We start from the raw sequence: 23649 nt of genomic DNA on the forward strand, positions 1-23649 counted from the left end.
AAGAGTCAACCAGAGCTGGGGGCTTTCGGGAGGTGGGGACGATGGGAACGCACAGGTACACACCGAGAACGGCCCATCCGGCGTGATGACCGTGTCCGAGAGTGCGACAGTCGTGCGCCGCGCCTACCAGCCCCGGCCGGGCGAGCCGGACGGCGAAATGATCCGCGCGGCGATCAGTGGTGACCGGCGGGCCATCGGGAGCTTGCTGACGCTGCTCCGGCCGATCGTGTTCCGGTACTGCCTCGGCAGGCTGGGCGGTCCGACGCGCGGCATCTCCAACGCCGAGGATTGCGCACAGGAGGTCCTGATGGCCGTCCTTGTCGCGTTGCCGCGCTACAGCTACCAGAACAACAGCTTCCTGCCGTACGTCTTCGGGATCGCCTCGCACAAGGTCGCCGACGTCCGCCGGAACCTCGCCCGCGATCCCTCCGCACCGGTGGCGGATCCGGAGCCCGAACAGGACGGGCCATGGAACCCGACGTTCGAAGAGGTCGAGAAGGCCGAGCGCGGACGCCAGCTGTCACTGTTGTTCAAGGTGCTTTCGCCGAAGCAGCGGGATGTGCTGGTGCTCCGGGTGATCCTCGGATTCAGTGCCGAAGAGACCGCGAGCACGCTGGGCATGGCGAGCGCGGGCGCGGTGCGCGTCACGCAGCACCGGGCGCTCAACGAACTGCGGCGGGTGCTGCGCGAGGATCCCGGTTTCGCCGACGGGATCACGCTCTTCTAAGACCTGGTCTCGAAACTCGGCGTGTCGCTAGGTGAACCAACGGCCCGCCCCTGGCTCCGCACCGCCCGCCTGGTGGGCCCGGCCCGACGGACCGGAGGTCCGTCAGGGAGACTGGGGGCCAGTGCCCGCCCTCTCGACCTGGAGCCTTTTATGCCGCAAGGGACCGTCCGCTGGTTCGACGCCGAACGGGGTTTCGGCTTCCTCGCGCCCGAGGACGGCTCGCCGGACGTGTTCGTGCACGCCTCCGAGATCGTCGGGGACGGCGGCGCGAAAGTGCTCCGCGAGGGTCAGGTCGTCGTGTTCGAGGTCGGCGAGAACGACCACGGGCCCCAGGCGCTGCGCGTTCGCGTCACCGCCGATGCGGCCACCGGCAGCGCCGTGGGCCTGCTCGGCACCGTCAACTGGTACGAGCCGGGCAAGGGGTACGGCTTCGCGTCGCCGGACGGCGGCGGCGCCGACATCTTCGTGCACAGCTCCGCCATCGTGACCGGCGGCGTGGTCACCGAGGGGCAGCGGGTGGCCTTCCTGATCGTCGAAGGCGAGCGCGGCCCGCAGGCCGGGCACGTGATCCCGCTGGGAGCAGGGGCCGGCTCACCCGCTGCGGCTGGTATCGCCGACGGTGCCGACGGCACGGTGGCCTGGTACGACGAGGACAAGGGCTTCGGCTTCATCAACCCCGACTCCGGCGCCGGGGACGTCTTCGTTCACGCCCGGGCCCTGGCCGAGGGGCTGACGTGGCTCGCGGAGGGCGACCGCGTCGCCTACGAGGTGGCTAGTGGAGACAAGGGCCCGCAGGCCCGCGACGTGCACCTGGTCCGGGGCACCGAGCCCCAGACGGCGCCGCAGCGGTCGGCGCCGCAGCGGTCGGCGCCGCAGCGGACGGCACCTGCCGCGGCCTCAGGGCCGGCGGCGCGGGACGTGCCCGCAAGAGGCGGCGAGGGCGTCGTCGCGCGCTACGACGGCGAACGCGGCTTCGGCTTCATCACCCCGGACGCAGGCGGCGACGATCTCTTCGCCCACGTGTCCGTGATCATGGGGTCGGAGCCGCTGCAGAAGGGTGACCGGGTCCGGTACGCGGTGCGTCAGAGCGACCGGGGCCCGCAGGCCGACCGCATCGAACGCCTCTGAAGAGGCGGCCCCACCGATGGCTGATCACTTCTTTATGAGCCGGCGGACGTTGATCACGGTGCAGGGCCCGGACCCGCATCCGAGCTGCTCGGGTAGGTCTCGCCAGCGGCAGCCGGTGTCGAGCACGAACAGGATCCCCTCCAGCGCGGCACGGTCATCGATCCGGGACCGCGCGGCGCTGGTCGGGACGGGATCAGGGGTTCGATCAGCTCCCAGAGCCGGTCTTCGACCCGCCGCTGCACACCCTTAAGTTTTGAGACCAGGTCTAAGAGGACGGCTTGCGGCGTTGGGTGGCGTAGACGGCGGCGGCGGTGCGGCGTTCGAAGCCGAGCTTGTGCAGCAACGAGGACACGTAGTTCTTGACCGTCTTCTCCGCCAGGAACAGCTTTTCGGCGATCTGGCGGTTGGTCAGCCCGTCGGCGATGTGGTCGAGCACGCGCCGTTCCTGCGGGCTCAGCTGTTCGTACCGCGGGTCCGGATGATCGTCGGTCTCGCCGCGCAAGCGGTTCATCACCGACGCCGTCAGCGTGCTGTCGAGGAGCGATCCGCCCGCCGCGACCGTGCGGACGGCCTTGACGAGCGCACCGCCGGACACCTGCTTGAGCATGTACCCGGCCGCGCCCGCCATGATCGCGCCGAACAACGCGTCGTCGTCCGAGTACGACGTCAGCATCAGGCAGGCGGGCGGCGGTTCGACGGACGCCCGGATCTCGCGGCAGACACTGATCCCGCCGCCGTCCGGCAGCCGGACGTCGAGCACCGCGACCTGCGGTTTGACGACGGGGATCCGCACGAGTGCTTCGGCGGCCGTGGACGCCTCTCCCACCACGGTGAGATCGTCTTCCGCTTCGAAGACGGTCTTCAGCCCGGTGCGGACGAGTTCGTGATCGTCCAGCAGGAATACCGAAATCGTCATCCCACACTCCCCTGTCGGGCCGGCAGCCGCACCGACCAGTCGAGCCTCGTCCCGCCTTCCGGCCTCGCTTCGACGCTGAACGACCCGTTCCAGCGGGCCGCGCGTTCGGCGAGGTTCGCCACGCCACTGCGATGGCCGGGTTCGGCGGGCATGCCGACACCGTCGTCCACCACCGAAAGCTTCAGCCATCGCCCGTCACGGTCGACCGAGACGTCGACCGACACCGCCGTCGCCTCCGCGTGCCTGACCACATTGGACAGTGCCTCGCGCAGGGTCGCGATGAGATCCGAGCGGACCGTGTCCGGCACGGTCGAATCGAGTGGCCCGTCGAACCCGACCCGGGGTTCGGACGCACAGCCCGCGTCGAGCGCGACGCGCAACAGTTCCGATCGGAGGCTGCCCTGCGCCTCCGCCGGTTCCTGCAACGAAAAGATGCTGTTGCGGATCTCGCGGATCGTGCGGTCGATCTCGTGCGCGAAAGTGCTCACGCGTTCGGCGACGGAGGGTTCGGCCGCGAGCCTGCCGAGCCCCTCCAGGCCGAGGCCGATCGCGAACAGCCGCTGGATCACCAGATCATGCAGGTCGCGGGCGATCCGGTCACGGTCCTCGAAGACGGCGAGCCGCTGCCTGTCCTGTTGCGCACGGGCGAATTCGACCGCGAGCGCGGCGTGCGCGGCGAAGGTCTCGGCGAGCTGGACGTCGTAGGCGGAGAACGGTGTCTTGTCACGGAACTTCGCCACGAGCAGGACGCCGAGCTTCTCCTCGCCGACGATCAGCGGGACGGCGACCGTGGAATCGAGATCCTTGATCACCGCGGGCATCACGGCACCGCGTTCGCCCTGGTACTCGACCACCTTTTCGCCGTAGTCCCGGACCACGACGGGTTTGCCGGTGGTGAACGCCATCCCGGTCGCGGTGCCCTCCGTCGGCACGACGATCCCGGCGAGCCGGTCCGCGTCCGGCCCCGGCGGCTCGACGATCTCGAAGACCAGCTGCCCGTCGCCTCGCGGACGGGCCACCGCGCCCGCCGTGCCACCGGCGACGACGCGGGCGCGATCGGCGATCAGGTGCAGGGTCGCGGTCAGGTCCTGGTCGGTCAGGAGCGCGCCGGTGACGTGATAGGACGCCTCGAGCCAGCGTTCGCGCCGCTGCACCTGGTCGAACAGCGCGGCGTTCTCGATCACCACACCGGCCGCCGCGGTGAGCGCGACGAGCAGGTCCTCCTCGGCTTCGGTGAACTCTTCACCGTCCGGTTTGCGGGCGAGGTACAGCATCCCGAAGATGCGGCCGCGCATGCGGATGGGCATCACTCGGGACTCGTCTTCGGACGGCGGGGTCTCCCACGCATCACCGAAGCGGATGAATTCGTCCGAATCGAGCACGCTCAGCGCGCCGAACGGCGCACCGGTCAGCTCGCAGGCCGATTCGACCATGCGCCGCAGGACGTCGGGCAGGCTGAGATCCTGGGCGATCCCGGCCACCGCGTCCAGAATTCTCGGCGCCTTGGCGTCACCCGCCGCACTCACCCGCCGCACTGGCGTCACCGTCCCGGAGTAACTCCCCGGGCAGTGGGGTCAGGAATGACAAACGCGCCCGGATCGCTCACCTGGTGCGTCGATCACGGACAGTGCTTCGTTACTGCACACGCCGAGGATCCTTCGTCCGGTTACGGACTCCACCGGGATCCGGAGGTACCGGGAGTCCGTTCGCCCAGTCCAGCAGCCCAGCGGCAAGGTCGCGAGCTCGGCGGTCACGATCGGGTCACGCACCTCGGAGGCACGGCCGAGGACGGTGACGTACCAACCGGTCCCCAGGTCCGTGGCGAACCCGTCGACGGCGAACGCCACCACACTGTCGAGCACTCCGGCGAACAACGCGCTCTGTGACGGCGTCCGGATCACGATCGCACCGTGGTGGAGCGCGAACCGCGCGGGCTGGATCGCCGGCAGTGCCCGGGAGGTGAACACCACCCGGCCGAGCCCGGAACCCGCGAGCAGTGACAGGCACTGCTCGCGGTCGAGCGTCTCGAGACCCAAGGAGTCGTACATCGGCATCCTCGCGTTCTCAATCGTGTAATTCGTCGAGAACAACGGTCCCTCGCTTACCGACTCGCCGGTAGGGCCGATGGACCCGGCCCCTCGCGGGGGATGCCGGGCGTTACGCCTTGGGTGCCAGCAGGACCACGGGGATCTCGCGCTCGGTCTTGGTCTGGTACTGCGCGTAGTTCTTGTAGTCCGCCGTGATCTTCGGCCACAGACGGGCGCGCAGCTCGCTGTCGGCGACGCTCGCGACCATCGGCTGCGCGGTCTCACCCTTCAAGGTGACCTGGACGTCGGGGTTGTCGCGGAGGTTGAGGAACCACGCCGGGTGCTGGTCGTCGCCACCGCGGGAGGCGACGATGACGTACGCGTCGCCCTCGCGCAGCGGCGAGGTCAGCAGGACGGTGCGCGGCTGACCGGACTTGCGGCCGATGGTGGTCAGCTCCAGGACGGTCATCCCGGCGACCTGCCAGCCGGCGCGGCCGCCGCTGGCCTTCTGGATGACGCGATGGACGGCGTTCATGGTCTTCAAGGCGAAATCACTGGGCATGCGGAGAAGGCTACTCCGCTTTCATCGCGACTTCGATCCCGTCCAGGAGAACGGTCAGCGACAGCTCGAAGGCTTCCCTCGCCTCTTGCTCCAGATAGGACACCGTCTCGTCCTCCATGCGGAACGCGTGCTCGCCCTCCAGCCAGGTCAGCGTCGGAAAACGCTCGGCGAAGTCCGGCGAAACCTCCTTCAGGTGCGCGGACCGCTCGTACCACCATTCGTCGTCGGACTGGCCCGTCGCCTTCTCGGCCAGCCGCGACTCCGAAGCCGTCCTCGCGGGCTCGCGCACGCATGAGTACAACGCGCTGATCAGCCGTCGCAGCACCACCGGGGACAGCCCGGTGCGGCGCAGGATCTTCACGAGCGCCTCCAGTACGACGTACTCGTTCGGGCCCAGCACCGGCCGCGCCTGCGAGACCTGCAGGACCCAGGGGTGCCGCAGGTAGAAGCCCCAGAGGTCCTCGGCCCAGCGCGTGGCGTCGGCTCGCCAGCCTTCGCCGTCGTAGGAGACCGAAAGCTCGGCGAGCGCCTTGTCGTACATGAGATCGAGTAGTTCGCTCTTGCTCGGGACATAGGTGTAGAGCGCCATGGCCGTACGGCCGAGCTTGTCCCCGACGGCACGCATCGAAAGGCCGGTCATGCCCTCGGCGTCCGCGATCGCGACGGCGGTCTCGACGATCAGCTCCACCGAAAGTCCCGGCTTGGGGCCGGGACGCTCGACGTCCGGCGACTCCGTCCGCCACAGCAGGGCCATCGACCGTCGAGGATCCCCCTGAGCCGCGTAGACGACCACTTGCCCACTCCTTACAGCATAAAGTAACCTCTGCTACCCTCACTTTACAGGCTAAAGAGTTCTAACCAGGGGAGAGCCATGCCTTCGGCCGCCGACAGCCACGACATGATCCAGGTGCGCGGAGCCAGAGAGAACAACCTCGCCGACGTCTCGGTCGACATCCCCAAACGCCGCCTCACCGTCTTCACCGGTGTTTCCGGCTCGGGGAAGTCGTCCTTGGTGTTCGGCACCATCGCCGCGGAATCGCAACGGCTGATCAACGAGACCTACACCGCGTTCATCCAGTCCTTCATGGCCCCGGTCGGACGGCCGGACGTGGACGCGCTGCGGAACCTGAGCGCCGCGATCGTCGTCGACCAGGAGCGGATGGGGGCCAACTCCCGCTCCACGGTCGGCACCGCGACCGACGCGCACACGATGCTGCGGATCGTCTTCAGCAGGCTGGGCCGGCCGCACGTCGGGACGTCGGGCGCCTTCAGCTTCAACCTTCCCGAGGGGATGTGCCCCGACTGCGAGGGGCTGGGGAAGGTCTCCACCATCGACGTCGACCAGCTCGTCGACAAAGAGCTTTCACTCGACGAAGGGGCGATCACCGTCCCGAACTTCGCGCCGGGGTCCTGGTACTGGAAGGGACTGGCTGAGGCGGGGTTCGTCGATCCGGCGGTCAAGCTGAAGGACTACACGCCCCAGCAGTGGGAAGACTTCATGCACAAACCCGCCACCAAGATGAAGCTCGGCGGGATGAACACCACCTACGAAGGCCTGCTGGTGAAGGTCCAGCGGCTGTTCCTGGCGAAGGACAAGGAGGCGACGCAGCCGCACATCCGGTCTTTCGTGGACCGCGCGATCACCTTCCAGCGCTGCCCGGCGTGTGAAGGCGCCCGGCTCAACCAGGCGGCGCTGTCGTCGAAGATCGACGGCCTGAACATCGCCGACTGCTCGTCGATGCAGATCAACGACCTGGCCGATTTCGTCCGCAAACTCGACGATCCGTCGGTCGGCCCGTTGATGGAGACCCTGCGCGGCACCCTCGACTCGCTCGTGGAGATCGGCCTCGGCTATCTGAGCCTCGACCGCGAATCCGGGACGCTGTCGGGCGGCGAGGCGCAGCGCGTGAAAATGGTGCGGCACCTGGGTTCGAGCCTCACCGACGTCACCTACGTCTTCGACGAGCCGACCGTCGGGCTGCACCCGCACGACATCCAGCGCATGAACGGCCTGCTGCTCCTGTTGAAGGACAAGGGGAACACGGTGCTCGTCGTCGAGCACAAACCGGAGACGATCGAGATCGCCGACCACGTCGTCGACCTCGGACCGGGCGCCGGGCCGAACGGCGGGCAGATCTGCTTCACCGGCGACGTCGCCGGACTCCGCGCGTCCGGCACGCTCACCGGACGGCACCTCGACCACCGGGCACGGCTGCGGGACGAGGTCCGCGTGCCCACCGGGCAGCTCGAGATCCGGAACGCGACGCGGCACAACCTGCGCGGTGTCGACGTCGACATCCCGCTGGGGGTGCTGACCGTGGTCACCGGGGTCGCCGGTTCGGGCAAGAGCTCGCTCATCCACGGCTCACTGTCCACAAGGGACGACGTGGTGGTGCTCGACCAGTCGGCCATCCGCGGCTCGCGGCGGAGCAACCCGGCGACCTACACCGGTCTGCTCGACCCGATCCGCACCGCGTTCGCCAAGGCCAACGGCGTCAAGGCGGCCCTGTTCAGCGCAAACTCCGAGGGCGCTTGCCCGAAGTGCAAGGGCATCGGGCTGATCTACACCGATCTGGCGATGATGGCCGGGGTCGCGACGGTCTGCGAAGAGTGCGAGGGCAAGCGGTTCACCGCCGAGGTGCTGACCTACAAGCTGCGGGGCAAGGACATCAGCGAGGTCCTCGCGATGCCGGTCGCCGAGGCGCGCGAGTTCTTCACCTCGGGGCAGGCGCGGACGATCCTGGACCGGCTCTCCGACGTCGGCCTGGGTTACCTCGGGCTCGGGCAGCCGCTCACCACGCTCTCCGGCGGGGAGCGTCAGCGGATCAAACTGGCCATCCGGATGGCGGAGAAGTCGGCGACCTACGTCCTCGACGAGCCGACCACCGGGCTGCACCTCGCCGACGTCGACCAGTTGCTGGGGCTGCTCGACCGGCTCGTCGACGACGGGAACACGGTGGTGGTCATCGAGCATCACCAGGCCGTGATGGCGCACGCCGACTGGATCGTCGACCTCGGACCGGGCGCGGGGGTGGACGGGGGCGAGGTCGTCTTCACCGGGACTCCTTCGGAGCTGGTCACCTCCGGTGACACGCTCACGGCACAGCACTTGCGCGCTTACGTGGGGCGCTAGCGCGCTATGAAAGTCCCCTTCATTGCAAATTTTGCAATGAAGGGGACTTTCATAGCATCCGGGACCCACCACGAACCGCTTCACGAAGGGCGACCGCACCGCTGAGTCCCAGCACCCCCAGCGCGAGTCCCGAAGTCACCGTCTCGACAGGCGAAGCCGCCAGCGGCGAAACCCCGGCGACGGATTCGACCCCCACCACCGCGGTCAGCACGGCGTAAGCACCGATCGCCACCCACACCAGCCGCACGCGCCGCCGTTCCGTCCAGTCCGCGAACCGCAGCAGCCAGGCGAGCCCCGGCAGGATGAGGATCGCGTGCATCGCCACCGCGTGCAGCGGCTTCAGCGCGCCCGCGGTGGTGTACGCGGCCTGCGGGTTCCCGCCCCGCGCCTCGACGACGCCGCTCGCGATCATCGCGGCGCCCGCGCCGAGCGCGACCAGCAGCGCGACGAGTCCGGATCGCACCGCGAGCCGCATGCTCGGCGTGGTCTCCCCTTCGCCGCGCATCGCGGCCGCGGTGAACGAGACCGCCGTCAGGATGATGACGCCGCCGCCCGCCGCGAGCGTCGTCGACACCGCGTTGTCGAAACCGGTCTCGAAGTTGAAGTGCGACGGCACCCCGCGCCAGGCCTGCATGCTCACCAGCGCCGTCTCGACGACGCTCGCCCCGGTGAAGACGCCGAGCAGCACGTTCCGCACGCGCGGCCGTACCGCGACGTACGACGTCGCCCAGGCGACCGTGACCAGCGTCAGCCCGAACGCCCACCCGAACGTGACCGCCTTCCGCATCGACAGCGGCCCGGTCCACGAATCACCGGACGCGATCAGCACGACCGCGTGCACGACACCGCTGAGGAAAAGGAGCGCCCCGGTCACGTAAGCGACGCGCTCGATCCGCCGTAATTCCTTCATACGAAAGAGTGTCTTGCGGTCCGGCTCGCGAATCGTCGCCCGTGAAGCGACACCTCGCGTACGTCCACCGACGTAGCTGAGAGGCCCTCAGCGAGGACCGCGGTAGAGACCAATGGTCTGTTAGTCTGGCCGCATCATGCCCCGCATCCTTGTCCGCGTCGCCGCGCTGATCGCCGTTCTCGCCCTCCTGTTCGGAGTGCCGTGGTGGACGATCGTCGGATCCCCCGAACTGCCGGCCGCGCTCGAAGTCCTCGGAACGATCGTGTTCGCCGTCGCCGCGCTGGCCGTGCCCGCGTGCATGATCCTCGGCCACGGCCCGTGGCAACGCGACGTCGCGGCGAAGGTCGGCGACCTCTCCCTCGGGCTGATCTGGCTGCTGTTCTCCTTGTCGGTACTCGGAAACGTGCTGCGGCTCGTGCTGTCGGTGTCCGGAGTGGACAGTGCGGCGGGAATCGTGTCCGGCGTCGTCCTGGTGGCCTTCGCGGCACTGGCGGCGTACGGGATGGTCGAAGCCCGGCGCGTGCCGCGGCTCAAGGAGCTCGACGTCGTCCTCCCCAGGCTCGGCGCCGGGCTCGACGGTCTCCGCTTCGCGATCATCACCGACACCCACTTCGGCCCGCTGAACCGGACGAAGTGGTCGGAGAAGGTCGTCGAGGTGGTGAACGAACTCGACGCCGACGTCGTGGCCCACGCGGGCGACCTCGCCGACGGTTCCGTCGCCAAGCGCGCCCAGCAGGTCGCGCCGCTCGGCAAGGTGCGCGCGAAGCTCGGCAAGTTCTACATCACCGGCAACCACGAGTACTTCGGCGAGGCACAGGCCTGGCTCGACCACATGCGCGACCTCGGCTGGGAACCGCTGCACAACCGGCACCTGCCCGTCTCGCAGGGCGGGGACACGCTCGTCTTCGCCGGGATCGACGACCCGACCGGCGCCGCCTCGGGCCTCCCGGGCCACGGCCCCGACCTCCCCGCCGCGCTCGACGGCGTCGCCGCGAGTACCCCGGTCGTCCTGCTCGCGCACCAGCCGAAGCAGGTCAAGCAGGCCGCCGAGGCGGGGATCGATCTCCAGATCTCCGGGCACACCCACGGCGGCCAGATCTGGCCGTTCCACCTCCTGGTCCGGCTCGACCAGCCCGTTCTTGCCGGGCTTTCGCGCCACGGCGAGCGCACGCAGCTCTACACGAGCCGCGGCACCGGCTTCTGGGGACCACCGTTGCGCGTCTTCGCGCCGAGCGAGATCACCCTCCTGACCTTGCGAAACAGCAAGTAGTCCTCTGGTCGCGACGCCTTCGGGCGACGCACAGGGCATCACCGACAAATTTTTTTGTCTTGACAATATGAGAGTTCGGAGCGAGAGTTGTGCGCAACGCACCCCGCTCCGAAAGGCCGAGACGATGACCATCGCCGCCACCCGCACCCACCTCGCCGTTCCGGCCCGCGCCCTGCTCGCCTGCGGCGCGGTCTCGGGCCCGCTGTACTTCCTGACCTCGCTCGCCCAGGCCGCGGTCCGCGACGGCTTCGACCTGACGAAGCATCCGGCGAGCATGCTGAGCAACGGCGACGCCGGCTGGATCCAGGTGACGAACTTCCTGGTCACCGGCGTCCTGGTGATCGCCGGAGCGATCGGGCTCAGCCGGACGCTGGAACCCGGCAGAGGCAGCGTCTGGGGTCCACGACTGCTGGGCGTCTTCGGTGTCAGCCTGCTGTTCGCCGCGGTCTTCAAGGCCGACGCGGGCAATGGCTTCCCCGCCGGCACCGGCCCGGCCACCCTCGGCACCGCGGGCGTCCTGCACATGGCCGCGGGCTCGGTCGGCTTCCTCTCGCTGATCGTCGCGACCTTCGTGTTCGCGAGCCGTTTCTCCCGTGAGGGCCACCGAGGTTGGGCCGTCTACTCCCGTGCCACCGGCATCGCGTTCTTCGCCTCGTTCGCCGGGATCAGCTCCGGCAACGCGAACGCCGTCGTGATGCTCGCCTTCTGGGCCACCGTGATGCTGGCCTGGGGCTGGGTCACCGCCGTCACCATCCGCACCGCCCGCTAGACAACCGAGGAGAATCCCCCGTCATGAGCACCGTGACCTCGCAAGACGGCACCACCATCGCCTACACCCGCACCGGCTCCGGCCCGGCCGTCATCCTGGTCGACGGCGCGATGTGCCACCGCGAATTCGGTCCGGCCAAACCGCTGGCCGCCGAACTGGCCCCGCACTTCACCGTCTACACCTACGACCGCCGCGGTCGCGGCGAGAGCGGCGACACCGAGCCGTTCTCCGTCGCCCGCGAAGTCGAGGACATCGCGGCGCTGATCGAGGAAGCGGGCGGGAGCGCCCACGTCTACGGGATCTCGTCCGGAGCCGCGCTCGCCCTCGAAGCCGCGAAAACCGGGCTCCCGATCACGAAACTGGCGGTCTACGAATTCCCGCTGGTCGTCGACGACACGCGTCCGCCGGTCCCGGCCGACTACACCGAACGGCTGGAGACGGCCATCTCCACCGGACGGCCCGGCACCGCGATCAAGACCTTCATGCGCGAAGGTGTCCGCGTCCCGGCTCCGGTCGTGTTCATGATGCAGTTCATGCCCGCCTGGCCGAAGCTGAAGAAGGTCGCGCCGACCCTGCGCTACGACGCCGCGCTGTTCGACGGCCTGCACGACGGCACCCCGCTGCCCGAGGGCCGCTGGGCGAGCGTCTCCGTGCCGACGCTGGTCATGGACGGTGGCAAAAGCCCCGCGTGGATCCGCAACGGTGTCGCCGCGCTGGCGAAGGCGGTCCCCGGTGCCGAACACCGCACGATCGAGGGCCAGACGCATATGCTCAAGCCGAAGGCGGTGGCCCCGGTGCTGATCGGGTACTTCAACGGCTGACGGAGCGGTCATGAGGATCGAACTGGTCGAAGGCGACATCACCGAACAGCAGGTCGACGTCGTGGTGAACGCCGCGAACTCGTCCCTGCTCGGCGGAGGCGGGGTGGACGGCGCGATCCACCGCCGCGGCGGACCGGAGATCCTCGCCGAATGCCGGGCCCTGCGCGCGGGGCACTACGGCAAGGGACTGAAGACCGGAGAGGCGGTCGCCACCACGGCGGGCCGCCTTCCGGCGCGCTGGGTGGTGCACACCGTCGGACCGGTGTGGTCCGACTCCGAAGACCGCTCGCCGCTGCTGGCGGCCTGCCACCGCAACTCGCTGCACGTGGCCGCGGACCTCGGCGCGCACACTGTCGCGTTCCCCGCGATCTCGACCGGGATCTACCGGTGGCCGGTGGAATCCGCCGCGGAGATCGCCCTGGAGACCGTGCTGAGCACGCTCGCGGCCGGGACCGGTTCCGTCGAGGTGGTGCGGTTCGTGCTGTTCGGGAAGGCGAGCTACGACGTGTTCCGGGAGCAGGCGGACGCGCTGGGGGTGGCGGACTCGTGAATGATCGCGAACGCCGACTGAAACTCATGGCCGACTACGACTGCCAGCCACTCTGGGACGTTTCGGCCCCGGGAGACATCGACCCCGCGTCATTGCCGCTCGGCGGCGAAACCCGCGAGCGGATCGCGGCCTGGGCGGGGCGTTACGACGACACTCTCGACCGCGATGTCCCGCAGAGGTCGGGATTCCGCACCGAGGAGGCCGCGCGCCGGTGGCTCGAGGACGGCCGCCTGCTCGCGGAACGGATCCGGCGCGAACTCCCCGGCTCGTGGTCGCTCGCCTACTTCCACGAGCACGACAGGGCCGCTGATCTCATGTCGGGCCGCTGACGCTCCCCCTCCATGCCATGAAAGGCCCGTTACTTGCAAAATTTGCAAGTAACGGGCCTTTCATAGCGCGCGCCGCCTACACCCCCGCAGGCGAGGCACCCCGCGCGACCAGCTCCCGGGCCGCCCCGCTCCCGTCCGCCGGTACCGCCCAGATCCCCGACTCCAGCCCGTAAGCCACGGTCCGGTCGTCGAGCCACGCCGCCTGGTCGTCCACGCTCCGCGTCTCGGCCAGCAAGGTCTCCTGACCGGAGGCCAGTTCGAGCACGGCCAGCCGCCACGGTGCCGCGAGATCGGCGGAAACCCGCTTCTTGAAGGCGATCCGCTTCCCGTCCGGCGAAAGCGACGGGCACTCGACGTTCTCCCGGATCATGTTCGCGCTGAACCGCTCGTAGTCCGCCTCGACGAGGTAGGTCTTCCCCTTCGTCCCCACGGTCGCGTAGAACTTCTTGCCGTCGGCGGCGAAGGTGATCCCCCAGTAGTTCACGTCGGACGAGTAGTACTGCTTGCCATCGAGGAACAACGCCATCTCCTCGACGCTCTTCAGCAACTGCCCGCTCGTCAGGTCGAGGATCCCTGCCCTGGTCGAAAACCCTGTCTCCGCATAGGAATCCCCGTTGACGAACAGCGTCCAGTAGGCGAGTTTGCCGTCCGGGGAGACCCGGCCGCGGCTGGGCGTACCGGGCAGTTCGACCCGGCGGATCTCGTTGAGGTCCTTGTCCAGCACGATGACGTCGGTCATCGGCGGCAGCACGCCGGGTTGCGCGGCCAGGCAGAGTGCCGTCCCCGCCGAAGCGGCGAACCGGTCGCAGCTGAGTCCGGCCACCTTCCGCGGTTCGCCGGGCGAATCCGCCGGAACGGTGGCGAGGTGGCCGAAGTCGGGACCTTCGGCGGTGTTGCGGAACAACAGCTGCCCCTTGGCCTGCACCGAGACCGGCTGGCCCGAAACCACGGCCACGGCGTTGACGCCCGGGCCGCGGTCCCGCGAGTAGAGGCCGTAGCCGACGGCCGCCGTGATCAGGACGGCGACCGCCGCCACCACACCCAGGATCCGCGTCTTCATGCGTATGTCCTCAGTGGACGGAGTACGGCGGCCGCGACGACCACGACCACCAGTGCGCCGGCGGCGACCAGGACCGCGACGTGCAGGTCCCAAGCCGTCCACGCGAGTCCGAAAAGGACGGACGCGAACATCCTCGTCGTCGCCTGACCGGTCTGCACCAGCGCCAGTCCGCTCGCCCGCTGGTGCTCGGGGAGCAGCGGGCCGGCGGCGGCCATCAGGACACCGTCGGTGGCGGCGTAGAAGACACCGTGCAGCACGAGCGCCAGTACCGCCAGCACACCGCCGTCCACCGGACCGAGCAGCGCCAGCAGCGCGACGACCAGCGCGACGTGCCCGCCGAGGAACACCTTCCAGCGGCCGATCTTGTCCGAAAGCCTGCCGAGGGGGACGGCGAGCAGGAGATACACACCGGCGGTTCCCAGCGGCAGCAAGGGAAAGAAGACCGCGCCGAGATCCCATCGGCGCTGCAGTACGAGGTAGAGGAACGAATCGCTGAGGGTGACCAGGCCCAGCAACGCCGCCCAGACACAGATCCGGCGGAACGACGCCTGCCGGATCAGGCCCGCGGTCTCCCGCAAGGAGACCTTGTGCCGTTCGGCCCTCGGCTTGGGCTGGTGGTCCTTGACCAGCACCACCAGGATGATCACGCCGATCGCGGCGATGCAGAAACTCGTGAAGAACACCGAGTCGTAGCTGCCGAGGCTGAGCCACAGCACGGCCATCGCGACCAACGGCCCGAGGAACGCGCCGAAGGTGTCCATCGCGCGGTGCACGCCGAACGCGCGGCCGAGGTGCTCGGGGTCGCTGCTCAACGTGATCAGCGCGTCCCGCGGCGCGGTCCGGACACCCTTGCCGGTGCGGTCGGCCGCGAGCACCGCCCCGATCGCGACGGTGGACGAACCCGCCAGCATCAGGCCGATCTTGCCCAGCGCGGAGAGCCCGTAACCGAAACAGGCCACCGCCTTGAGCCGTTGCCACCGGTCCGCGAGATGCCCGCCGACGAGCCGGACGAGCGCGGTGACACCGGAATAGAGGCCGTCGAGCACGCCGAACTGCAGCGGGCTCAGGCCGAGACCGAGGACGAGATAGAGCGGGAGGACCGCGGTCACCATCTCCGACGAGATGTCGGTGACCAGGCTGACCAGGCCGAGCGCGACGACGTTCCCGGTGACGGCCCGCTTCATGCCGCTCTTCGGTACTTCCGCCGCGGTGTCCGCTCCCCTGGCGGTGGCGATGTACATGGGAGACCTCCTACGCCGGATCGGGTGCCGGGCCGCGACCCGGCACCCGATCGCGTGGATCAGTGGCAGGTGTAGGTGGGTGAGGAGTCGATGGTCTTGCCGTCGAGGCCGATCAACTGCGTCGAGAACGCGTTGTCCGACATGTTCAGCTTGAGCACGCCGTAGGTCGAGATCGCCTTCGCCGTCGCCGGATGCTCCGTCTTGACGGGGTACAGGGACGCCCCGCCGCCACCGCCGATGATCTGCACCGGCCCGTTCGGATCCTTGGCCCCGCCGGCGTTCTGCGGGAAGAACCGCTCGTAGTGGTGGTCGTGCCCGTTGAGCACCAGGTCGACCTTGCTCTTGACCATGGTCTCCCAGAGCGTGGCCATCTTCGGGTTGTCGCCGTGGTCACCCGAGGTGTAGCGCGGGTGGTGGTAGTACGCGGCGACGCAGGGCTTGGTGTTGCTCGCCAGGTCCTGCTTGATCCAGTTCAGCTGCTCGTCGCTGACGGCGTTCGCGGCCAGCCCGGGAGAGAACTCCGTGCTGTCGATGGCCACGAAGTGCCAGTTGCCCATTTCCCAGCTGTAGTAGGTCTTCCCGTTCGGCGTCGCGATCTTGCCGAAGTACTTCTTGTAGGCGCCCAGCGGGGTGTGGTCGTAGGTCTCGTGGTTGCCGGGGACCGGGTGCATGATGTTCTTGTACTTGCCCCAGGTCTTGTCGAAGTAGTTCGTGAAGTCCTCGATGTGGGCGTCGTCGTACTGGTTGTCGCCCATGGTGATCACCGCGGCCGGGTTCATCTGCCCGACCAGCGCGGCGGTCTTCGGATGGACGCACGACGACGAAGACGCGGTGCACTGTTCGGCGATGTCGCCCGAAGCGGCCAGCACGAACGACGAACCGCCGCCCGCTTGCGTGGTCGCCTGGATCTGGCCACTGGCGGCCGAAGTGTTCCCGGCGGCGTCCTTCGCGCGGACGGTGTACGTGTACGCGGTCGCCGCCGTCAGCCCGCTGTCGGTGTAGGAAGCCGTCTCCGACGTTCCCACGACCTGGCCGTTGCGGAGCACTTCGTACGCGCTGACACCGACGTTGTCCGTCGACGCCGTCCACGTGAGGTCCACAGTGGACGAAGTGATCGCGCCCGCCTTGAGGTTCGTGGGCGCGGTCGGCGCCTGGGTGTCGCCGGTGGAGTCCGACGTCCCGTAAACCTGCATCTCCCACAGGGAGTAGCCGTAACTGGTGGCGCGCTTGGTCGCGACGAGGCGGAGGTACCGGCCGCGGGCGGCGAGACCGGTGAGGTCGTCGGTGCCGCCGTTGCCGTTGGTGACGGACTTGACGGAGGTCCACGCCGAGCCGTCGTTGGAGACTTCCAGCTTGTACGCGGTGGCGTATGCCGCTTCCCAGTTCAGCTTGACCCGGTTGACGGCGGAAGGACCGCCGAGGTCGACACGGATGAACTGCGGGTCCGCGCCTTCGGCGCTGGCCCAGCGGGTGTTGGTCTTCCCGTCGACGGCTAGCGGGCCGCCGTACTCAGCGGCCTCGACCGAAGAGACGATAACGGGCTTTCCTTGGGACAAAAGGACATCAGCGGCCTGTGCGCTTCCGCTGAGCAGCGTCGGCAACAGGATGGCGGCCGCGCCTAAGGGCAGTAGTCGGGTTCGGGCCTTCACATCGATCTCCCCGGGAATCCGTGGCGGCGGGTTGAGAGGGACGGGTGCGCGGCGTTGTTCTTTTGTTCACTGTTCGTTTGGTAAGTTTCCTAACGAATGCGTACGGTAATCCGTGCCACTCAGCGAGTCAAGACGTAGACTCGTCCCATGACCGGCGCCTTGATCTTCGACTTCGACGGAACGCTGGTCGACACCGAAGCGGCCGTCCTCGTGGCCTGGCAGGAGACCTTTCGCGAACGCGGCGGCGAGCTCCCCCTCGACGTCTGGCACACCGTGATCGGCACGCAGAACACCGCCGTCGCGATGTTCGAGCTGCTGGCGAAGGACGACGAGAACCTGGACAGGATCGCGGTCCGCACCGGCGTGCGCGCCCGGGTCACCGAGCTGCTGGAATCCGTGGGCCCGCGCCCCGGTGTCCAGGAGTACCTCGACGACGCGAAGGAACAGGGCCTTCGGCTCGCCATCGCGTCGAGCTCGACCGGAGACTGGGTCTCCACTCATCTGAACCGGCTCGGCCTGACGGACGCTTTCGAGGCCGTCCTCACCGGCGACCTTCACGAGGCCAAGCCGAGCCCGGACCTCTACCTGGCCGCGCTCGCCGCGCTGGACCTGCCGCCGTCCGAGGCGATCGCGATCGAGGACTCGCCGCACGGCGTCACCGCGGCGAAGGCCGCCGGGCTGAGGTGTGTCGCGGTACCGAACCCGATCACCGCGGTACTGAACTTCGACCACGCCGACCTCGTCCTCGGATCGCTGGCCGACAAACCGCTCAGTGAGTTACTCAGCCGTTGAGCAACTCACCCAGCCGGGTGAGGAACGGGCGCTGGCCCTTGAGTAGCTTCTCCTCCGCTTCGGCGAGCCCGAACCAGGCGACCCTGTCGACCTCCGGGAACTCCTGCGTCTTGCCCGACCGCGGCGGCCACTCCATCTCGAAGGTGCCGGGAACGACCTGAGCCGGGTCGAGGTCACCCTCCACCGCCCAGACCGTCACGACCTTGCCGCCGGACTGCTTCACCTCACCGAGCGGGCGGTACTCCCCCTCCGGCGCCGGCAGCCCCAGTTCCTCCTGGAACTCGCGCCGCGCCGCGGCCTCCGGCGTCTCGTCCGCCTTGTACTCACCCTTGGGCACCGACCAGCCGCCCGCGTCCTTCTTCGCCCAGAACGGCCCGCCCATATGCCCGAGCAGCACCTCGGTCACCTCGCCCGACCTGCGGAAGAGCAGGATCCCGGCACTCGTCTTACCCGCCATGGCCTCCAGTATGACCTTGCTCCGATCGGGTGATGAGACCGCGCGGGCGAAAAAGTTTCCGTCCGGATGTCGATTCGCGTCGAGTCCGTCCGACGCATGGGCAGAAGCAGCCCGACAGCCTCTCCCGGAAGGACCCGGAACCATGACGCAGACCATCACCCCCGCCAAGACCACCTCCACCGTCACCCCGCGCACCGCCAAGGCACAGGGCGCGATCCAGTCGGCCGTCCGGATCGTCGTCTCGTTCCTCTTCCTCTGCCACGGCCTGCAGGGATTCGGCTTCTTCGGTGGCGTCGACGGCGCGGGCGGCTCCGTGGAACTCGGCTCCTGGCCCGGCTGGTACGGCAGCGTGATCGAGGTCGTCGGCGCCGCGCTGGTGCTGGTTGGCCTGTTCACCCGGCCGGTCGCGGTACTCCTCTCCGGCGTCATGGCCTACGCCTACTTCACCGTCCACGCGCCGGAAGGCCTGCTGCCGCTGCAGAACATGGGCGAGCTGTCGACCCTTTACTGCTGGATCTTCCTGCTGATCGCGGTGGTCGGCCCGGGCACCTTCGCCCTCGACACGCTGCGCCGCCGTCGCTGATACCGGAATCGCGAGACCCCTTTCCTGGAATCATTCCAGGAAAGGGGCCTTTGTCGCGTTCCGGCCCATTGCGGCGTTGTTAAATTCGGACATACCATGGAATTACCCCCCGAAAGAAAGTTCCCTACAGATGGGGGTATCCGGCATCCTCTATCGCATCAATGGTTTAGACCACCTTGAGCCGGAAGGATGCGTCATGACCCAGACAGCCACCGCCACGACCACCGAGATCGGCCCGACCCCCGCCAAGTGGCAGGGCCTCGGCCTCTCCGTCGTCCGCGTAGTGGTCTCGTTCCTCTTCCTCTGCCACGGTCTGCAGAAGATGGGACTGTTCGACAAGCCCGCCGTCTCGTTCGGCACCTGGCCCGGCTGGTACGCCGGGGTGATCGAGCTGGTCGGCTCGCTGCTGATCCTGGTGGGCCTGTTCACCCGCCCGGTCGCGGTGCTGCTCTCGGGCACGATGGCCTACGCGTACTTCGTCGTCCACCAGCCCGACGCGCTGCTGCCGTTGCAGAACAAGGGTGAGATGGCCGCCCTGTACTCGTGGGTCTTCCTGCTGTTCGCGGTGGTCGGGCCGGGCACCTACGCGCTCGATACCTTGCGCCGCCGCCGCAAGTCCTGATCTCCCACCCTGTGCAAGGAAAGGCCCGTTACTTGCGAAATTTGCAAGTAACGGGCCTTTCATTGCGTCAGTGAGGCGTCAGCGGCCCTGTGGCAGCCCGGCGGCCAGGTCGGACAACGCGAGCACGTGCTCCATCAGCACGGTCAGCACCTGCTTCGTCGAATCGCGTTCCCGCGCGTCGCACAGCAGCAGCGGGACGTCCATGCTGACGTCGAGCGCCTGCCGGACCTCCTCGGTGCCGTAGCGGTACGCGTTGTCGAAGCAGTTGACGGCGACGACGAACGGCAGCCCGCGGCGCTCGAAGAAATCGACGGCCGCGAAGCAACTGTCGAGACGCCGGGTGTCGGCCAGCACGACGGCGCCGAGCGCGCCTTCGGCCAGCTCGTCCCACATGAACCAGAACCGGTCCTGCCCCGGCGTGCCGAACAGGTAAAGGATCAGCTCGGGGTTGATGGTGATCCGGCCGAAGTCGAGGGCGACCGTGGTGGTCGTCTTCTTTTCGACACCGGTGAGGTCGTCGACGCCCTCGGACGCCGCGGTGATGACCTCCTCGGTGCGCAGCGGGGGAACCTCGCTGACCGAACCGACCATCGTGGTCTTACCGACCCCGAACCCGCCGGCGATGAGGACCTTGACCGCGTTCGCGGTCAGGGATCGCCGGGGCTCAGAGTTTCCGGATGCCATCAAGAACCGCCTGGAGTACGTGTTTGTTGGGAGTGTCGGTGACCGGTGTCGCGGTACGGAACAGCACGAGGTTCTGTTCGATGAGGTCGCTCAGCAGCACCTTCACCACCGGCAACGGCAGATCGATGCGCGCCGCGACCTCCGCGACTGAGGTCGGTCTCTGGCACAGGTTGAGGATCCGCCCGTACTCCGGTTCGAAGCCGGCGACCTCGTGCGCCGTGCGCATGGCGACCACCAGGGTGATCAGGTCGAGGCCGAGCGTGTCCGAGCGGGTGCGCCCGCCCGTGACGGCGTACGACCGGACCAGCGGACCGGCCTCGTCCTCGAACCACGACTCGTGCCGCCCGCTCATGGCGAACTGGGAGTCGCGGCGCGGGGCGCCGAAGTGAGCACCGCGCCGACCCGTTTGACCATCATGTTCATCTCGTAGGCCACGAGACCCATGTCCGCGTCTTCCTTGGCCAGCAGCGCGAGGCACGCGCCGCGGCCCGCCGCGGTGACGAACAGGAAGGCGTGGTCCATCTCCACCATGGTCTGGCGGACGTTGCCGCCGCCGAAGTGCCGTCCCGTGCCCCTGGCGAGGCTCTGGAACGCCGACGCCACCGCGGACAGGTGCTCGCCGTCCTGCTCCGACAGGTTGCCGGATCGTCCGATGAGCAGACCGTCCGCCGAAAGGACTACCGCCCTGTCCGCACCGCTGACCCGCTTGACCAGGTCATCCAGCAACCAGTCGAGTTCACTGACTCCCGCGTTGGCCATCTAGTCACGATCTCCGTACATGTCGTGGTCGGTGTAGTCGTCGGTGGGCTCGGTGTCCCGGCCGCGGCGCGTCCCCTGCTGGAACGCGGCGAGGCGGTTCCTGGCCAGCTCGGGGGTGTCCTCGCGGACCTCCTCGCGCTGGGCGGCAGGCCGGTCCTCCATCAGCTGGGGGACCAGGTTCGTCTGACGGCGGCGCTGCGGCAGCGGTGGCCTGCCCGGCGCCTCGGGGCCGGGTCGCCGGGTCTGCGGCGGACGGCCGTCCTGCGGTCGGGTGTCGGCGGGCGGCCACGCCGGCGGCTGCACCGGCTGCGGCCGGGCCTCGGCACGCGCGGGCTCCGGGCGGATCGGCTCGGGGCGGGGCGTTTCGGGCCGGGGCACCCGCGGCTGGCGCGAGGGCAGCGGCGGCAACGAGGCGCCGGGCGAATCGGGACCGGGCTGGTGCATGACCGGGGCCTGAGGGGCCACCGGCATCGGCACGGGGAGCTCGGGCCGTTCCGCGGGGAACTCGGTGCGGTGCCGGGCACGACGGCCCGGGAGCAGCGGTGCGGCGTCCGGCACCTCGGTGCTCTCGGGGTCCACCTCGTCCTCCGGCTGATCAGACGGGACCGGCGCGAGCAGGTCGGTGCGGACGAGCACGATGGCCCTGGTGCCGCCGTACGCGGACTCGCGCAGGTGCACGGAGATCCCGTGCCGCGCGGCGAGCCGCGCGACCACGAACAGGCCCAGCCGTGGCTCGGCTGACAACGCCATGATGCCGAAGTCCGGCGGATCGGCCAACATCCCGTTCAGCTCGGCGGCCTGCTCGGGCTCGATGCCGAGGCCCTGGTCCTCGACCTCGATCACGACGCCCTTGCCGACCACGTTGCCCCGGAGTTCGACGCGCGACTGCGGCGGCGAGAACGAGGTCGCGTTGTCGATCAGCTCCGCGAGCAGGTGCACGAGGTCGCCGACGACCGGGCCCTGCACCGCGATCGCGGGCATCTTCGCCGTCTTCACCCTGGCGAAGTCCTCGGTCTCGGCCGAGGCGCCACGGGTCAGCTCGGCCAGCGTGACCGGCTTGCGCCACTGGCGGCCGGGCTGGCCGCCACCGAGGATGATCAGGTTCTCCGCGTTGCGGCGGGCGCGGGTGGAGAGGTGATCCAGCTGGAAGAGCGTCTCCAGCTGCTCCGGGTCCTCCTGCTTGCGCTCGGCCTGGTCGAGCACCTTGAGCTGGCGGTGCACGATCACCTGGCTGCGGTGCGCGATGTTGAGGAACACCGTCTTGGTGCCTTCACGGGTCCTCGCCTCTTCGACGGCGGCCGCGATGGCGGTCTGCTGCGCCTTGTTGAAGGCCTCGGCGACCTGGCCGATCTCGTCGTCGCCGTGATCGAGGAAGTGCCCCTTGTCGTCGAGGTCGACGGGCTCGCCCGCCCGCACCCGGTCCACCAGTTCGGGCAGCCGGATCTCGGCGACGTCGAGGGTGTCCTCACGCAGCCGGGCCAGCCTGCCGATGAGCCGGTTGGACAACCGCAGGGCGACGACGAACACGCCGATCGCCACGAGCAGCGCGATGACCGCCGCGATGGCCGAGGTGATCAGCGTCCGGTCGGCGTCGTCGATGGCCTGCGTGGTGGCGGCACCACTCTGCTCGACGAAGCCGCGCATCATCGCGTCGCCGACGCCGCGGGCCGACTGCAGCCAGAGCTGCTCGGGAACCGGGAGCGTGGCCTTGCTGTTCTGCAGGAAGGTGTTCTCGACCGTGTTGACGGCCTTCCACGGGTCACTCGCGACGAGCTGGTCGAACTTCGCCTTGACGCCCGGGGACATCCGCGTCACGGAAGACTCGAGCAGCGACCGGTACGAACCGACCTGGGTGACGTACGCGCGGTAGGTCTCGTCGGTGAAGCCGCCGCCCGCCACGGCCGCGGCGGCGAGGGAGTTCGACCGCTGCAACTGGTCGATCGCGGTGAACAGCGGCACCGCGGTGATCCGCTGATAAGCGTTCTCCGCGTTCGGCGCGTCCTGGGCGAAACCGGTGAGACCTTCGACGAACTGGTCGACGATCTGGTTGTAGTAGGTGAAGGCGTCGAGTAGCGGCAACTGACCGGAGTCGGCCGACTGCCGGATCTGCGGCATCTTCTGGAAGAGCCCGCTCACCGTGGCGATGTTGCGCTGCACGCTGTCGGGCGAGTTGCCGACCAAGGTCTGGAGATAGCTGACGACGCCTTGGGTGGCGGCGTCGGTCTTGGCGCGCTGCTCCACGAGCGCGGCGTGCTGCGAACGGTCGCCCGCGAGCTCGCGCAGCGTCAGCCGGCGCTCCTCCTGGATCTGACCGAAGAAGGGGACGGTGGGCGCTTCCGAGCCCCGGATCCGTTGCGCGTAGTCGCGACCGTTGACCGCGTCGAAGATCAAGTACCCGCCGATCGCGAGACCGACGAGCATCAGCGCGATGCTCGGAATGAGCGCGATCGTCAGAACGCGCGAACGAATCGAAGAGCCGCGGCCTCGTCGAAGGGAAATCTGCTTCACCGTGGTCCGTTTTCCTTCCGGCAGTTATTGGTGTCGGGTCGCCGGGGATCTCATACCCGCGGGATCCGATAGCCGGATCAACACAGCGTGGTCCGCTCCGCCCGCGAAGACGCTAGGAGACCCAAACGGGTGAGTCAAGCCCGGACGCGAAG

Annotated in this window: 25 protein-coding genes and 1 pseudogene; 11 read left to right on the forward strand and 15 right to left on the reverse strand. The window is 68.7% G+C overall.

Going from position 1 to position 23649, the window contains the following annotated elements:
- The first annotated feature begins 85 nt into the window (after positions 1-85).
- Entirely contained in the window at positions 86-727 is a 642-nt protein-coding gene (locus tag BKN51_RS25935) for a sigma-70 family RNA polymerase sigma factor (RefSeq protein ID WP_101610119.1), read from the forward strand.
- Positions 728-877: 150 nt separating this feature from the next.
- Positions 878-1855 carry a cold-shock protein gene (locus tag BKN51_RS44785; protein WP_101610120.1) on the forward strand — a complete coding sequence of 326 codons (978 nt, stop codon included), beginning with the start codon at positions 878-880 and terminating at the stop codon, positions 1853-1855.
- Positions 1856-1921: 66 nt separating this feature from the next.
- On the opposite strand, the pseudogene BKN51_RS25945 reads toward BKN51_RS44785, so the two are convergent.
- The 6 genes and pseudogenes from BKN51_RS25945 to BKN51_RS25970 form a co-directional block, all read right to left on the reverse strand.
- A pseudogene (locus BKN51_RS25945) lies at positions 1922-2097 on the reverse strand (transposase); the annotation flags it as partial.
- Positions 2098-2120: 23 nt separating this feature from the next.
- Positions 2121-2771, reverse strand: coding sequence for a response regulator (locus BKN51_RS25950; protein ID WP_101610122.1), 651 nt, complete (start codon positions 2769-2771; stop codon positions 2121-2123).
- Positions 2768-4315 carry a sensor histidine kinase gene (locus tag BKN51_RS25955; RefSeq protein ID WP_101610123.1) on the reverse strand — a complete coding sequence of 516 codons (1548 nt, stop codon included), beginning with the start codon at positions 4313-4315 and terminating at the stop codon, positions 2768-2770. Before BKN51_RS25955 ends, BKN51_RS25950 begins: the two co-directional genes overlap by 4 nt.
- A gap of 30 nt (positions 4316-4345) precedes the next feature.
- Complete coding sequence (locus tag BKN51_RS25960; protein WP_233222985.1) at positions 4346-4819, reverse strand: pyridoxamine 5'-phosphate oxidase family protein; 474 nt, start codon at positions 4817-4819, stop codon at positions 4346-4348.
- A gap of 109 nt (positions 4820-4928) precedes the next feature.
- Positions 4929-5360 carry a nitroreductase family deazaflavin-dependent oxidoreductase gene (locus BKN51_RS25965; RefSeq protein WP_101610125.1) on the reverse strand — a complete coding sequence of 144 codons (432 nt, stop codon included), beginning with the start codon at positions 5358-5360 and terminating at the stop codon, positions 4929-4931.
- 10 nt (positions 5361-5370) lie between these two features.
- A complete protein-coding gene (locus tag BKN51_RS25970; protein WP_101610126.1) occupies positions 5371-6153 on the reverse strand; it encodes a TetR/AcrR family transcriptional regulator C-terminal domain-containing protein in 783 nt (260 codons plus the stop codon).
- 78 nt (positions 6154-6231) lie between these two features.
- On the opposite strand from BKN51_RS25970, the gene BKN51_RS25975 reads away from it, so the two are divergent.
- Entirely contained in the window at positions 6232-8493 is a 2262-nt protein-coding gene (locus BKN51_RS25975) for an ATP-binding cassette domain-containing protein (RefSeq protein WP_101610127.1), read from the forward strand.
- 49 nt (positions 8494-8542) lie between these two features.
- Here BKN51_RS25975 and BKN51_RS25980 read toward each other — a convergent pair whose 3' ends face one another.
- Positions 8543-9403 (reverse strand): hypothetical protein, encoded by an 861-nt coding sequence (locus BKN51_RS25980; RefSeq protein ID WP_101610128.1) that lies wholly within the window; start codon positions 9401-9403, stop codon positions 8543-8545.
- 136 nt (positions 9404-9539) lie between these two features.
- Between BKN51_RS25980 and BKN51_RS25985 the strand changes: the two genes are divergently transcribed.
- The 5 genes from BKN51_RS25985 to BKN51_RS26005 all read left to right on the forward strand — a co-directional run bounded on the left by BKN51_RS25985 (position 9540) and on the right by BKN51_RS26005 (position 13142).
- A complete protein-coding gene (locus BKN51_RS25985; protein WP_101610129.1) occupies positions 9540-10673 on the forward strand; it encodes a metallophosphoesterase in 1134 nt (377 codons plus the stop codon).
- A gap of 124 nt (positions 10674-10797) precedes the next feature.
- Complete coding sequence (locus BKN51_RS25990; protein ID WP_101610130.1) at positions 10798-11442, forward strand: DUF998 domain-containing protein; 645 nt, start codon at positions 10798-10800, stop codon at positions 11440-11442.
- A gap of 23 nt (positions 11443-11465) precedes the next feature.
- Positions 11466-12263 (forward strand): alpha/beta fold hydrolase, encoded by a 798-nt coding sequence (locus tag BKN51_RS25995; RefSeq protein WP_101610131.1) that lies wholly within the window; start codon positions 11466-11468, stop codon positions 12261-12263.
- A 10-nt stretch (positions 12264-12273) separates the two neighbouring features.
- Positions 12274-12813, forward strand: a complete 540-nt coding sequence (locus tag BKN51_RS26000; RefSeq protein WP_101610132.1) for an O-acetyl-ADP-ribose deacetylase — start codon at positions 12274-12276, stop codon at positions 12811-12813.
- Between the two features lie 26 nt (positions 12814-12839).
- On the forward strand, positions 12840-13142 hold the full coding sequence (locus BKN51_RS26005) for a hypothetical protein (protein ID WP_102906585.1): 303 nt from the start codon (positions 12840-12842) through the stop codon (positions 13140-13142).
- Positions 13143-13218: 76 nt separating this feature from the next.
- Here the strand turns inward: BKN51_RS26005 and BKN51_RS26010 are convergent, their stop codons facing one another.
- The 3 genes from BKN51_RS26010 to BKN51_RS26020 are packed head-to-tail and all read right to left on the reverse strand — an operon-like array spanning position 13219 to position 17092.
- On the reverse strand, positions 13219-14202 hold the full coding sequence (locus BKN51_RS26010; protein ID WP_101610134.1) for a PD40 domain-containing protein: 984 nt from the start codon (positions 14200-14202) through the stop codon (positions 13219-13221).
- Positions 14199-15443, reverse strand: coding sequence for an MFS transporter (locus BKN51_RS26015; RefSeq protein ID WP_101610135.1), 1245 nt, complete (start codon positions 15441-15443; stop codon positions 14199-14201). The genes BKN51_RS26010 and BKN51_RS26015 overlap by 4 nt, the downstream gene beginning before the upstream one ends.
- Positions 15444-15502: 59 nt before the next feature.
- A complete protein-coding gene (locus tag BKN51_RS26020) occupies positions 15503-17092 on the reverse strand; it encodes a discoidin domain-containing protein (RefSeq protein WP_168214389.1) in 1590 nt (529 codons plus the stop codon).
- 147 nt (positions 17093-17239) lie between these two features.
- On the opposite strand from BKN51_RS26020, the gene BKN51_RS26025 reads away from it, so the two are divergent.
- Complete coding sequence (locus tag BKN51_RS26025; protein WP_101610136.1) at positions 17240-17884, forward strand: HAD-IA family hydrolase; 645 nt, start codon at positions 17240-17242, stop codon at positions 17882-17884.
- Here the strand turns inward: BKN51_RS26025 and BKN51_RS26030 are convergent.
- Positions 17874-18341 (reverse strand): NUDIX domain-containing protein, encoded by a 468-nt coding sequence (locus tag BKN51_RS26030; protein WP_101610137.1) that lies wholly within the window; start codon positions 18339-18341, stop codon positions 17874-17876. The genes BKN51_RS26025 and BKN51_RS26030 overlap by 11 nt on opposite strands.
- Before the next feature lie 142 nt (positions 18342-18483).
- Between BKN51_RS26030 and BKN51_RS26035 the strand changes: the two genes are divergently transcribed.
- The gene (locus BKN51_RS26035) at positions 18484-18924 is read left to right on the forward strand and encodes a DoxX family protein (protein ID WP_101610138.1); all 441 of its coding nucleotides are present in this window, start codon (positions 18484-18486) and stop codon (positions 18922-18924) included.
- A 196-nt stretch (positions 18925-19120) separates the two neighbouring features.
- On the forward strand, positions 19121-19546 hold the full coding sequence (locus tag BKN51_RS26040; protein ID WP_101610139.1) for a DoxX family protein: 426 nt from the start codon (positions 19121-19123) through the stop codon (positions 19544-19546).
- Positions 19547-19624: 78 nt separating this feature from the next.
- On the opposite strand, the gene BKN51_RS26045 is transcribed toward BKN51_RS26040, so the two are convergent.
- The 4 genes from BKN51_RS26045 to BKN51_RS26060 are packed head-to-tail and all read right to left on the reverse strand — an operon-like array spanning position 19625 to position 23497.
- Positions 19625-20230 (reverse strand): GTP-binding protein, encoded by a 606-nt coding sequence (locus tag BKN51_RS26045; protein ID WP_101610140.1) that lies wholly within the window; start codon positions 20228-20230, stop codon positions 19625-19627.
- Positions 20211-20582 (reverse strand): DUF742 domain-containing protein, encoded by a 372-nt coding sequence (locus BKN51_RS26050; protein WP_101610141.1) that lies wholly within the window; start codon positions 20580-20582, stop codon positions 20211-20213. Before BKN51_RS26050 ends, BKN51_RS26045 begins: the two co-directional genes overlap by 20 nt.
- Positions 20579-20989: a roadblock/LC7 domain-containing protein gene (locus BKN51_RS26055; RefSeq protein WP_101610142.1), complete on the reverse strand. Its 411-nt coding sequence runs from the start codon at positions 20987-20989 to the stop codon at positions 20579-20581. Before BKN51_RS26055 ends, BKN51_RS26050 begins: the two co-directional genes overlap by 4 nt.
- On the reverse strand, positions 20990-23497 hold the full coding sequence (locus BKN51_RS26060; protein ID WP_101610143.1) for a nitrate- and nitrite sensing domain-containing protein: 2508 nt from the start codon (positions 23495-23497) through the stop codon (positions 20990-20992).
- Positions 23498-23649: the final 152 nt, after the last annotated feature.

This window comes from Amycolatopsis sp. BJA-103 (genome assembly GCF_002849735.1).
In the GTDB taxonomy this organism is placed as follows: Bacteria; Actinomycetota; Actinomycetes; order Mycobacteriales; family Pseudonocardiaceae; genus Amycolatopsis.

Excerpts from the sequence above, each read along its gene's own strand:
- BKN51_RS26045 (WP_101610140.1), bottom strand. The coding sequence starts at position 20,230 with ATGGCATCCGGAAACTCTGAGCCCCGGCGATCCCTGACCGCGAACGCG.
- BKN51_RS25960 (WP_233222985.1), bottom strand. The coding sequence starts at position 4,819 with ATGTACGACTCCTTGGGTCTCGAGACGCTCGACCGCGAGCAGTGCCTG.
- BKN51_RS26055 (WP_101610142.1), bottom strand. The coding sequence starts at position 20,989 with ATGGCCAACGCGGGAGTCAGTGAACTCGACTGGTTGCTGGATGACCTG.
- BKN51_RS25975 (WP_101610127.1), top strand. The coding sequence starts at position 6,232 with ATGCCTTCGGCCGCCGACAGCCACGACATGATCCAGGTGCGCGGAGCC.
- BKN51_RS25935 (WP_101610119.1), top strand. The coding sequence starts at position 86 with ATGACCGTGTCCGAGAGTGCGACAGTCGTGCGCCGCGCCTACCAGCCC.
- BKN51_RS26000 (WP_101610132.1), top strand. The coding sequence starts at position 12,274 with ATGAGGATCGAACTGGTCGAAGGCGACATCACCGAACAGCAGGTCGAC.
- BKN51_RS26015 (WP_101610135.1), bottom strand. The coding sequence starts at position 15,443 with ATGTACATCGCCACCGCCAGGGGAGCGGACACCGCGGCGGAAGTACCG.
- BKN51_RS25965 (WP_101610125.1), bottom strand. The coding sequence starts at position 5,360 with ATGCCCAGTGATTTCGCCTTGAAGACCATGAACGCCGTCCATCGCGTC.
- BKN51_RS25950 (WP_101610122.1), bottom strand. The coding sequence starts at position 2,771 with ATGACGATTTCGGTATTCCTGCTGGACGATCACGAACTCGTCCGCACC.
- BKN51_RS26040 (WP_101610139.1), top strand. The coding sequence starts at position 19,121 with ATGACCCAGACAGCCACCGCCACGACCACCGAGATCGGCCCGACCCCC.
- BKN51_RS44785 (WP_101610120.1), top strand. The coding sequence starts at position 878 with ATGCCGCAAGGGACCGTCCGCTGGTTCGACGCCGAACGGGGTTTCGGC.
- BKN51_RS26050 (WP_101610141.1), bottom strand. The coding sequence starts at position 20,582 with ATGAGCGGGCGGCACGAGTCGTGGTTCGAGGACGAGGCCGGTCCGCTG.
- BKN51_RS25985 (WP_101610129.1), top strand. The coding sequence starts at position 9,540 with ATGCCCCGCATCCTTGTCCGCGTCGCCGCGCTGATCGCCGTTCTCGCC.
- BKN51_RS26005 (WP_102906585.1), top strand. The coding sequence starts at position 12,840 with ATGGCCGACTACGACTGCCAGCCACTCTGGGACGTTTCGGCCCCGGGA.
- BKN51_RS26025 (WP_101610136.1), top strand. The coding sequence starts at position 17,240 with ATGACCGGCGCCTTGATCTTCGACTTCGACGGAACGCTGGTCGACACC.
- BKN51_RS26010 (WP_101610134.1), bottom strand. The coding sequence starts at position 14,202 with ATGAAGACGCGGATCCTGGGTGTGGTGGCGGCGGTCGCCGTCCTGATC.
- BKN51_RS26035 (WP_101610138.1), top strand. The coding sequence starts at position 18,484 with ATGACGCAGACCATCACCCCCGCCAAGACCACCTCCACCGTCACCCCG.
- BKN51_RS25980 (WP_101610128.1), bottom strand. The coding sequence starts at position 9,403 with ATGAAGGAATTACGGCGGATCGAGCGCGTCGCTTACGTGACCGGGGCG.
- BKN51_RS25990 (WP_101610130.1), top strand. The coding sequence starts at position 10,798 with ATGACCATCGCCGCCACCCGCACCCACCTCGCCGTTCCGGCCCGCGCC.
- BKN51_RS26030 (WP_101610137.1), bottom strand. The coding sequence starts at position 18,341 with ATGGCGGGTAAGACGAGTGCCGGGATCCTGCTCTTCCGCAGGTCGGGC.
- BKN51_RS25995 (WP_101610131.1), top strand. The coding sequence starts at position 11,466 with ATGAGCACCGTGACCTCGCAAGACGGCACCACCATCGCCTACACCCGC.